Source organism: Psychrobacter pasteurii (assembly GCF_900162815.1).
In the GTDB taxonomy this organism is placed as follows: Bacteria; Pseudomonadota; Gammaproteobacteria; order Pseudomonadales; family Moraxellaceae; genus Psychrobacter; species Psychrobacter pasteurii.
In genome coordinates, this window is record NZ_FUGD01000085.1 from 1 (window position 1) to 9292 (window position 9292).

Annotated in this window: 11 protein-coding genes; 5 read left to right on the forward strand and 6 right to left on the reverse strand. The window is 42.8% G+C overall.

All coding sequences use genetic code 11. The features are described 5' to 3' along the window. Positions 1-159: 159 nt before the first annotated feature. The 5 genes from hemJ to serB form a co-directional block, all read right to left on the reverse strand. Positions 160-594, reverse strand: coding sequence for a protoporphyrinogen oxidase HemJ (gene hemJ / locus A1232T_RS07360; RefSeq protein ID WP_077448813.1), 435 nt, complete (start codon positions 592-594; stop codon positions 160-162). Between the two features lie 68 nt (positions 595-662). Continuing rightward, on the reverse strand, positions 663-1703 hold the full coding sequence (gene bioB, locus A1232T_RS07365) for a biotin synthase BioB (RefSeq protein WP_244152413.1): 1041 nt from the start codon (positions 1701-1703) through the stop codon (positions 663-665). A gap of 295 nt (positions 1704-1998) precedes the next feature. Then, positions 1999-2505, reverse strand: coding sequence for a hypothetical protein (locus tag A1232T_RS07370; RefSeq protein WP_077448815.1), 507 nt, complete (start codon positions 2503-2505; stop codon positions 1999-2001). A gap of 385 nt (positions 2506-2890) precedes the next feature. Then, a complete protein-coding gene (aciT, locus tag A1232T_RS07375; RefSeq protein WP_077448816.1) occupies positions 2891-3340 on the reverse strand; it encodes an AciT family ciprofloxacin tolerance protein in 450 nt (149 codons plus the stop codon). A 408-nt stretch (positions 3341-3748) separates the two neighbouring features. Further along, the gene (serB, locus tag A1232T_RS07380) at positions 3749-5053 is read right to left on the reverse strand and encodes a phosphoserine phosphatase SerB (RefSeq protein WP_077448817.1); all 1305 of its coding nucleotides are present in this window, start codon (positions 5051-5053) and stop codon (positions 3749-3751) included. Between the two features lie 97 nt (positions 5054-5150). Here serB and A1232T_RS07385 point away from each other — a divergent pair, with 97 nt between their 5' ends. The 5 genes from A1232T_RS07385 (at position 5151) to A1232T_RS07405 (ending at position 8774) form a co-directional block, all read left to right on the forward strand. Continuing rightward, a complete protein-coding gene (locus A1232T_RS07385; protein WP_077448818.1) occupies positions 5151-6605 on the forward strand; it encodes a hypothetical protein in 1455 nt (484 codons plus the stop codon). A 172-nt stretch (positions 6606-6777) separates the two neighbouring features. Further along, entirely contained in the window at positions 6778-7029 is a 252-nt protein-coding gene (locus A1232T_RS07390) for a PA3496 family putative envelope integrity protein (RefSeq protein WP_007395890.1), read from the forward strand. Positions 7030-7215: 186 nt separating this feature from the next. After that, the gene (locus A1232T_RS07395; protein ID WP_077448819.1) at positions 7216-7767 is read left to right on the forward strand and encodes a YecA/YgfB family protein; all 552 of its coding nucleotides are present in this window, start codon (positions 7216-7218) and stop codon (positions 7765-7767) included. 3 nt (positions 7768-7770) lie between these two features. After that, positions 7771-8229, forward strand: coding sequence for a YbjQ family protein (locus tag A1232T_RS07400; RefSeq protein WP_077448820.1), 459 nt, complete (start codon positions 7771-7773; stop codon positions 8227-8229). 47 nt (positions 8230-8276) lie between these two features. Further along, positions 8277-8774, forward strand: coding sequence for a YbjQ family protein (locus tag A1232T_RS07405; RefSeq protein WP_077448821.1), 498 nt, complete (start codon positions 8277-8279; stop codon positions 8772-8774). Between the two features lie 25 nt (positions 8775-8799). Here A1232T_RS07405 and A1232T_RS07410 read toward each other — a convergent pair whose 3' ends face one another. Next, complete coding sequence (locus A1232T_RS07410; RefSeq protein ID WP_244152412.1) at positions 8800-9207, reverse strand: formate/nitrite transporter family protein; 408 nt, start codon at positions 9205-9207, stop codon at positions 8800-8802. Positions 9208-9292: the final 85 nt, after the last annotated feature.

A 9292-nucleotide genomic window follows, 5' to 3' on the forward strand; every position in this document is an offset into this window, starting at 1 on the left:
TAACTGATTAGCTGCTTGTTTTATACTTAATAATTTACTCATAGTAAGTAATTATAGATAGTTTTAGGTATCTTTGTGGTTACTGTTTGTAACCCTTATCATTTAATAAGTTAATCAGCTAATACTCTAATAACTTCAGGGGAGGGCAGTGAGCTTGGTTTAAAAAGGTTTTACGATAACCAATACCACCACTGCCACCAAGATCAATACGGGTATTTCATTAAACCAACGCCAGAAGACATGGCTTTTGTATTTTGGATCATCAACCAGTCTTTTACGGTAGATGCCACACAGGCCATGATAAGTTGACAGCAAAACCACCAACAGTAACTTAACGTGAAGCCAGCCTTGGTTTTTGTATACTTCCCAGCCTAAGACCAACATCCACAATCCGAAGATCCAGGTTGCAATCATCGAGGGAGTCATAATCCCGCGAAACAGCTTACGCTCCATAATGACAAATCGGTCGTGACTTGCTTTATCATCACTCATAGCGTGGTAAACAAACAATCTGGGTAAATAGAATATAGCCGCAAACCAACACACCATAGAGATGACGTGGGCTGCCTTTATCCAGTTAAAATAATCTACCATGGTTGTTATTCCAGTTAAGTTACTGATTTAATTGTGAGTTTAGGGTTAATGATAGGGTTTTTCAAATATTAAATCTGGCTCTTATGGCCACTTAAAGCATCTACAACTGTCAAGGCCGGTTTTGGTGCCATGGGCGTTAGTCCCAACTGGCTCATCAGTCGGTCGTCATTAGATTGACTGGCGTTGCCTGTGGTCAACAGCTTATCTCCATAGAAAAAGGAGTTGGCCCCCGCCATAAACGCCAAAGCCTGCTCAGCATCTGATAGGCTCTCTCTACCTGCCGAAAGTCGAACATAGCTGGTCGGACAACAAATCCGAGTCACCGCTATGGTACGTATCCACTCAAGGACGGGCAGTTGCCCTTCACTAAGCACTTTATCACCCAAAGGCGTACCTTTAATTGGTACCAGCAGGTTAACAGGGATAGACTCTGGCGGAAGAGGCATACTGGCCAATTGGTGCACCCAGTCAATACGGTCTTCTCGGCTCTCTCCCATGCCCACAATACTGCCACTACAGACATTAATACCAGAGCGGCGCACATGATCAATGGTCTGTAGGCGCTCGTCATAGCTGCGTGTTGTTACTACTTCGTCGTAATAGAGACGAGAGGTGTCTAGGTTGTGGTTGTAGTAATCCAGTCCCGCCTCTGCCAGTTGTTGTGATTGATCGGCATTTAGCATGCCCAGTGTCATACAAGTCTCTAATCCCAAAGCCTTAACCTCTTTGATTAAGGTGGCAATATATGGCATATCCTTATCACTAGGGTGCTTCCAAGCTGCTCCCATACAAAAACGAGATGAGCCTGAAGCTTTTGCTTTTTTAGCTGCCGCTATCACTTTTTCAACTTGTAATAGTTTTTCAGCCTGTAGTCCGGTCTTGTCTCGATAATGGCCAGATTGTGAGCAGTAGCCACAGTCTTCAGGGCAGTTTCCGGTCTTAATAGACAGCAAAGTGCTAACCTGTACTTCATTGGCATTAAAGTGCTGACGATGAACGCTTTGTGCTTTTAATAGCAAGTCCATAAAGGGCATATCAAACAGCGATTCAATGTATTCTCGGCTGATTTCATTCGAGTTTTTAGGCTCATTTAGGGCAGTTGCTTTCATACTGTCTTCTAAGTCGATATTAGTACCAGGGTGAACCAAGGTGCTCATGTAACAATCCTTTGTAAATTAGCAGCATAAGGAGATTTAGCAAACTCAATGATCTGGCTTGCTCCTCAAATCGCCTTATTATTAGTTGGAATCCGATGATGTAGGTAATTGTATCATTTAATTGCAACTAATTAGAGTAACAAAAATGCCTAAGTAGCATAAGCCACTTAGGCACTAAGTATAAACTTAACGGACTTTGATGGTCTCAATCGAAATAGGTTTCAATCAAAGCAGGGAGTAGCCCGTTTTATTTAGACATCTTCTGTTTTGCTAAGCTGATAGCTTGTGAGGCTAGGCCTTGAGCTTTTTCAGTTAGCGGGCGAGCTTTTTCTAATAGAGGCTTAAGCTCTTCTGGAACTGCTGGAACGATGTGTTTGGCCAGTTGATTAAACCACATCAATAGGCTGTAATCGCCTTCCATTTTAAGCTCTTTGTCTTGAATGGCCGTCATGAATGCTGCTACGTCACCACCGGTTAGTAGCTTAACGCCAGTCATTGAGTCTTTAAAGTCGATACGTAGGCTTGGCTCATTGGCTTTACCGGCGTATTGCTGAAAAGTACCTTCATCAAAAACGTAGTAACGGGCAATACCGTCAGCTTCACTACCCAGTTCAATAGAAACCTTACGGTCTTCTAAGAGTTGCTGAATGTTTGGGTCATCGCTTTTGGCTAGCATGGATAAACGGCAGCCAACAGCGGCTAATAAAGCATCTAAAGGATTGGCTTTGATATTTAGTACAGGCACAGTAAACATAATTGGGTCCAGATAAAAGGAGGGGGTGAATCTGTTATCAGCTCTAAACCACTTAGTACTTACTTAATGGCTAAGCCTTTAATTAGCTAAGTAGTTTATAAAGCCACAGTATAAAGATATCTCTATTGTAATTCATATTATTGTCAATTTATATGGTCAGTTGTAAGCGTTTTGCAAGTCTAGGTAAGCTGTTTTAGCAATAAGTTGCTGGTTTAAAAGCTATCTGCTTAAAACAATAACGCCTCATTAAATTTAATGAGGCGTTATCAATGTATTGAGTATAAGTTATGAAATTCTTTTAGTTTTAATTGTAGGTTATTAATGGATTAAGTGAGTTGTAAGTTCAAACTTTCCTTGTTGATTTAAACCTTATTATTCGTCTGAATTAATTACGGAAGCGAGGTTTATAGTTGTTGTAAATAGGGGTGTGTTCAATATATTTATCTTTTGGCGTGCGTGTTTTAACGGCTGCAGAAAGCGGTGCTGCACGGCGATGACTTAATGACTCAACGCCTGTTTTTTGAGTATCCATAGTCGCCACAAACTGTCTATAACGATAGCCCAAATAAGAGCTTGCAGCGGCGACAGTCAGTAAGACAGCTGTTAGATAGCCATAACCACTGCTCATTGAGGTAACATTAACCACGATAGACTGGATGCCTTCGATTAATACCCAATATCCCATACCGCCAAGTAAATAACCCAATAGATAGCGGCGACCCGATAGGTAGGTGGCTAGTATGCCTACAGCGAGAAGCATATAACCTAGAGTAGACCAATAAAAAGTGCCAGATAGCCCAGGCGTGCTGGTGGCTATAATGGTAAAAGTTGCCATGTATTTTGCCTCATGAACGGTCAACAGGTACAACACAAAAGCTGTGTGTAAGAAGTCGAATGTTGCGATTGGTTGATAGTTATTATGCCGATGTTTTATTAAAATACAAAGAATATCTAGAGAACTTGCGACAATCACTGTCGTTTAATTTGAGTAAAAATTTGACAGCATCGCCTAGGCTAGAAGGGACTTAATACTCATAAAAAAAGAAAAATAATTTATTTTGTAAATTTTTTTGGGAGTCGGTTAGAAATCTCTTATTTTTATAAATTATGGCAGTTAGAACACCAATTTTAAAAATAGCAAATGAAAAAGTCAGACTCTACAGCCACCAGAGGTAGCCATGGAGCCTGACTTTATTCTTACGATAATCTTGTCTGAGCCTAGGATAAGTAGGGCGTAGACAGGTTACAGCAAGTCTTGAGCGGCATATCCTAAGACATATAATACGCCTTCCAGACCTGTTGCATTGATGGCAGCATCAGCACGAGCACGTACAATAGGTTTGGCATGGTAAGCTACACCTAAATCAGCAAGAGCCATCATGGGCAGATCGTTGGCACCGTCACCGACACAAATAACTTGGGCAGGTGTGATATTCATACGATCGGCTACTTGCTGCACTAAGGTGGCTTTACGCTCACCATTAACGATAGGTAGGTTTACATTACCGGTGACTATGCCTTCTTCAATATCTAAGTCGTTGGCATGAACTTCATCAATGCCAAGCTCTTGAGCAATACGTTCAGCGAAGTAAGTAAAGCCGCCAGAAACCAGTACGGTGTGATAGCCCAAAGATTTTAGAGTGGCAATAAGAGTGCGTGCCCCAGCCGATAAGGTCAGTTGCTGTTGGATTTCATCTAGAGCATCAGTAGGCAGGCCTTCTAGTAGAGCCACTCGTTCACTAAAAGACGTGTCAAAATCGATCTCACCACGCATGGCAGACTCAGTGATTTCACTGACTTGGTCACCGATGTTGGCGTGTTTTGCTAACTCCACAATAACTTCTTGTTCAATTAACGTAGAATCCATGTCAAATACCGCCACGCGGTGAGGGCGTAACATTTTTGCCAAAGACACAATATGGCAGTCAATAGCAGCGTCACCGCCTAGGTTATCGGTGATAGGTAGGGTTTCGATAAATTGACGTAAATGGGCAGTGATGCCATCGTCAAGCAGGCGAGCGGCTGCTGACTTTTTTCCAGGCTGCATGATGGCGGTATCGGTTGGCATTAAGATATAACGATAGGTGAGCACGGGAGTCAGGCGGTCTCGGCCCGTACTGTCTTGGAGTGTATCGGTACTGCGAACCACTTTGATAATTTGCCATAATGGGTTTTGGGTAGCCCAGTCTGCGATATGAGCTTCGAAGGCCGCCTTTTTGTCTTCTCCAGCCTCTCCGGGTAACAAAGCCTGCTTTTGTACCACAACCGACAATGCAAAAACAGGCAGGTCTTCTAACTGCTCAATAAGGCTTAACGAGATTTTACCGTTCTCTTGTGTCTCCTCAGCGAAATCTACATCGTCAAAACGTAAATGGCTTGGCAATAAGTCGTTGGCTTTTTGTAAGGCACTAATCCAAGCTTTTAAGTGCGCAGTCATGCCTGAGCCAAAGCTAGCAAAGTTCGCAGTGGCATTGGCTAAGGATACAGAGGTGTCTTGAGAGGCCAAAATCGCCTTATTTGGGTGGTTAGTTGTAGTATTTTTTGTCATGGTGAGCTAAGCCCCTTGTAAGCGTAAGCAAGATTAGGAATAATAGAGCGTGCCCAAGACGGGACACCCCTACCTACTAACAAAAGTTTAGCATAACATGACCTATTTAGCGCCACGGCAAGGCTTGTTTGCCATAATTATTCTCATCAGCTTTTTTATACAGACCACATTGCTGCTAATTAGTACCAATCAGCAGCTTGATGAGCTTAAAACGCAAACTGGCGAAAGAATGCTTGTTCAACTTATTGACGAAGTAAAACTGCCTTTATTAAGTAAGGACAAGGTGAGTTTAAGTGTTTTAACTGGCCGATATACCAGTGAAAACACCGTTGCTAGTTTAACGGTAAAAGATATTGATGAGCAGGTGCTGATACAAACCGGGCAAGCTCAGCTTTTAGAGGGCAAAACCATCAGTCGCCAAGTTATTATGGGTGACACGGTTATTGGTAAAGTTGATATGACTTTACGCGATACCGGTAATGGTGAAATCATTGCCTCACAGTGGATCTTTATCTTGGGGTCATTCATCACGCATCTGCTGATTTGGCTATTATACGGCTATGTGGCACGTCCTACGCGTGAGCAGCTGGCTGCGCTTAGTCGTGATGTCCAAGATTACTTAATCACTCAAAACCAAGGTCAGGGCAGGGGTCGATTAGGTATGCAGCGTCAAGATTCTGAAGCAACAGAAGGCAGTCATCCCTCAGATGGATTAAGTATCCAAAAAGCACTGGGCGACTATATCAAGACTCAGCAAGAGGGTGGTGATGCTCCTGATAGCCAAGCTGAGCACTCAGCGCAGCTTGCTAGTGACAATGCCGATCAATCTCAGCGAGACATTTTAAGTAAAATAGATGATAATGCCGCTGGTAAAACAGAAGCTGATTCAGCCGACGATCCTAAATCAGAGGATAAAGCCACAGCGACTGAAGCTAAGCCGCAATCCTTGATGGCCAATAGACCCATTGAAGTGGCGACTGTGAAAATTCGCTTTTATGACCCTAACTCTTTATTAGGTGCTTTGGCATTTGAAAAATCAGAGCCTTATTTTGCCCTGTGTACTCAGCTGTTACAGCGCACGATTGATGAGATGTTAAAGCAGCCGATTTTATTTGGTATTAAGCTAAATAATAAGCCGGTGTTTGACGAAAGTGGGGCAACGGTTGAGTTTTTGGCAACCACAAGCCATAGTAAGGCAGGTCTAGCGGCAATCATGTTGGCCAAAGCCTACGTCATGCTAAATGAAGTGACTTATATGAAGCACCGTGAGCTGCAGCGCTTCGCTCTACAGGTAGTCGCTGGGGTAAGTGACCAGGCTACCAGTGAGAAAATAGAGCAGTTGTTGGTTCACAATGCAAAAGCTGGGGATATTCTAGCTTTACTACCGGTAGAAGGATTGAAACAATTGCGCGGCTATATTCAGCTGAACAGTTTAAAAAATCCAACTACAGTTTATGAGCGTGATTGTGCCTCATTAGAAGGGGTGAGCGACTCAATGATGCAGCGCTTAATTGATGTTCGTGATGCGGTGCTACTTTCTGCTCTAAATTAAATTTGCTATTACCTATTAACTAAATGAGCTAACTTAATTAAACTAGCGTTTTTATAAATATAGGTATAGGTTGTTGGTAATTGTTAAAGATTATCAACAACTAATTGACAAGTAACCCGTTAAACTTACTAGGTCAGATCAGACCAGACCATTAACATAAGAGGATGATGAAATGAGTGATAATGATCTTGATGATTTCGATGATGAAAACTTTGAAGATGATGATGACGCAAAAAAAGTGGACGAAGCAGAAGCGGAAGCTGCACGCTTAACCAGTTTAGAAAAACGTCGTCTAATCGATAACATGTTAGAAGAAAAACGCTTGGCTCGTGAGCTAAGAGATGGTTTTGATGATGACTTTGATGATTTCGATGACGAAGACTTTGATGATGAAGACTTCGATGACGAAGCTGAAGAAGATTAATACAAGCGGTTAGCCCGATGCTGACCGCTGCCCGTTTTTGCCTACCTAAGTTATTTATAATGAATTTGGTGGGAGAATAAGCACATCTACCGTTCATTCATAACACTCTCTGATTGCCACATCTAGCTGCTACTAGCGCCAAAATTACCCCGCAATTTTTCCAAATTAAAAATAAACGAGAATACTATGACTTTAGAAGAGTTACAAAACTTCCTAGATTCTGATGCCAATGCCCATGGGCTAGACAGTGTGGCTACTCACGGATTTTTGACTGCAACGATAGTTGGCAAGCCTTTGCCTAATTGGTTGTCCCTATTATTTGAAGGTCAAGATTCTAAGGTCAGTGCTGAAGTAAAAGCGGCCGTTAAAGAGTGGCGAGCAGAGTTACTAGAAGACTTACAACGCGAAGAGGGTATCGCCTTACCTTTAGAGATTGACGAAGACTCAGGGGAAATGGATTTTTCTCCAGAATCTGAATTAACGGCTTGGTCTATTGGGTTCGTAGATGCCATGTACGGTGATGAAACCGTAGATTGGTTTAGTGACGAAGAAAGCTCTGAAGACGTGGCCATGCTGACTTTACCAATGATGGTGTTTAGCGGTATTGATACAGTAGATGGTGACGAAGATGAAGACTTAGCTGCCATTCGCCGTGACGATGATGCCTTAGCACAGATGGCCAATAGCATTGAAGGCAACTTAAGCGAGCTGTTTTTATTATTTAATACTGAAGAGTAAAGCATGAGCATACAACTGTCTAATCTTGAGCACCTTCCAGGCTATATCATCACCGAACGGTTGGATGTGGTTTATGGCAGTACCGTACGCTCTAAGCATGTCGGTAAAGATATTTTTGCCAGCCTAAAAAATATTGTGGGTGGTGAGTTGACGGCTTATACCGAGCTGCTAGAAGAGTCGCGTCAAGAGGCGATAGATCGTATGCTTGTGAAGGCCGAAGCATTAGGTGCCGATGCCATTGTGGGCATTAGGTTCTCTACTTCGAGTATTGCACAAGGGGCTTCTGAGCTATTTGTTTATGGCACTGCAGTTAGAGCCATTCCCAATAATAGCCCTGCCTTCAATGCTCCTACCAGGCAGATGGCAAGCCCGCATACGGAATCTTTTAATACTGCCCCTCAAAGCACAGAGATTCCTCCCTTACCACCGATAGACACACAGACCAATGACTTTAATCGATAGACGGGGGTCAATCGACATTACTTAACTTACTATAGGATTTCAAGGTAATGGATGCGGTTTTAGACTTTCTGGTTAACAATATTGTTTTTATTGGCTTGTTTTTTGTTGGCTGGGTATTTGGCCGTCTAAACGAACGCGACCACATCAAACGTCTTGGCATAGCTGAAAAAGAGTTGGGGCACATTGTTGTCTCAAGTGAGCGCTTTTATCAGCCCAAGATTGCCGAAGATACTCAAGGGGTATTGGTGATGGGCAGTGTGGTTATTGCCCAAGATTACTTTAAGATGATCATAGCCCGTCTATTACATCTATTTGGTAAAAACCTAGTTACTTATGAGTCTTTACTAGAGCGGGCTCGCCGTGAAGCAATATTGCGTATGAAGTTGGAAGCCCAGTTCTTAGGGTACAATCAGGTTTATGGTCTACGCTTAGAAGTTACCAGTATCAATATTACCGGCAGCATGGTTGAAGCCATTGCCTATGGTACGGCGGTGTATACGGTAGATAATCCAAGGATACCGCCGCCTTTACCCACAATAGAGTGATGACTATTAGTAGGCAGGAATGCAGTTATCGGTCAGCCTCAATCTCCTCTAAGCTGTCCTCTTTTAGCTTTTTAATATCGTATTTTAAGCTGCCGAACTTTAATACCGTCACAAACACCACACCGCCAATGGTGTTGCCTATTAACGCCAATAATAAAAACCTAATGTAGTCTAAGATAGAGGTGTCACCAAAGAGAACGCCTGAAAAGACTTCGATGTTCCCGACAATACTGTGATGCAGACCCAACACACCAATACAGGCGGTAATCAGTGCCACTAGTAGAACACGGCTTAGTGTGTCGCGTGCTGAGGTCACAAGCCAAGCGGCAATTCCCATCATCCAACCAGCAACAATGGCACTTCCGAGTAATACCCACCAAGAATAGTCTAAAACGTGATGGGCTAAAAACTTAATATGATAGGACTTACGCAACAATCAGTCTAGGCGAGCGCAACTGCTCGCAGAGATAGTCATCCAGCAAGCCATGTTTTAACTGATATACCGTTTTCTTTGTCTG

Coding starts and splice junctions, on each gene's coding strand:
- hemJ (WP_077448813.1), bottom strand. CDS start 594: ATGGTAGATTATTTTAACTGGATAAAGGCAGCCCACGTCATCTCTATG.
- bioB (WP_244152413.1), bottom strand. CDS start 1,703: ATGAAAGCAACTGCCCTAAATGAGCCTAAAAACTCGAATGAAATCAGC.
- A1232T_RS07370 (WP_077448815.1), bottom strand. CDS start 2,505: ATGTTTACTGTGCCTGTACTAAATATCAAAGCCAATCCTTTAGATGCT.
- aciT (WP_077448816.1), bottom strand. CDS start 3,340: ATGGCAACTTTTACCATTATAGCCACCAGCACGCCTGGGCTATCTGGC.
- serB (WP_077448817.1), bottom strand. CDS start 5,053: ATGACAAAAAATACTACAACTAACCACCCAAATAAGGCGATTTTGGCC.
- A1232T_RS07385 (WP_077448818.1), top strand. CDS start 5,151: ATGACCTATTTAGCGCCACGGCAAGGCTTGTTTGCCATAATTATTCTC.
- A1232T_RS07390 (WP_007395890.1), top strand. CDS start 6,778: ATGAGTGATAATGATCTTGATGATTTCGATGATGAAAACTTTGAAGAT.
- A1232T_RS07395 (WP_077448819.1), top strand. CDS start 7,216: ATGACTTTAGAAGAGTTACAAAACTTCCTAGATTCTGATGCCAATGCC.
- A1232T_RS07400 (WP_077448820.1), top strand. CDS start 7,771: ATGAGCATACAACTGTCTAATCTTGAGCACCTTCCAGGCTATATCATC.
- A1232T_RS07405 (WP_077448821.1), top strand. CDS start 8,277: ATGGATGCGGTTTTAGACTTTCTGGTTAACAATATTGTTTTTATTGGC.